Source organism: Mesorhizobium sp. M7A.F.Ca.CA.002.04.1.1 (assembly GCF_004022805.1).
Lineage (GTDB): Bacteria > Pseudomonadota > Alphaproteobacteria > Rhizobiales > Rhizobiaceae > Mesorhizobium > Mesorhizobium ciceri.
In genome coordinates this window covers 1-491 of record NZ_RZPL01001301.1, presented here as the reverse complement: position 1 = coordinate 491, position 491 = coordinate 1, and the positions used below count along the sequence as shown (strand labels likewise).

Below are 491 nucleotides of genomic sequence, written 5' to 3'. Positions count from 1 at the left end.
GATGAGATGAGATCGAGCGCAAAATCGCTGGCGCCGTTCGGATTGAGGGTGCCGGCTGCCTTGCCGGAAATCTTGTCACCGGTCAGTGTCGCCTGATGGAGCACCACGCCGCCGGCCATGGTGTAACTGCCTGCCGCGTCGACAGCCAGCGCTCCGAGCCCCGCCTGGCGAGTCTGGCTGGTTTCGACGCCAGCCAGTTGCGCATTGAAGCGGACATCGGGAGCGGCCGGCGGCCCGGTCACTCCAGCCGTGCCGCTGAGCGTGCCGACGGCGTCGAGGCCGGGCGAAAATTCATTGGCGAGCGCCGCGGGCAGTGCCGAAAATTGCGCCGCGAGGTCGAGCGTCTGACCGGCAGTGCCCGACAGCGTCACCGAACCGCCGCCGACATCGAGCGCCAGTTTCTCGATGCTGGCCGTGCCGTTGGCGATGCTCAGTGTCGACGCCTGAGCGATTGCGGCCTTGATGCCGCGAACCGTCGCCTCGCCCGAGGT

General features: G+C 67.6%; 1 pseudogene. It reads right to left on the bottom strand.

Going from position 1 to position 491, the window contains the following annotated elements:
* A pseudogene (locus ENZ75_RS33900) lies at positions 1 to 491 on the bottom strand (hypothetical protein); the annotation flags it as partial.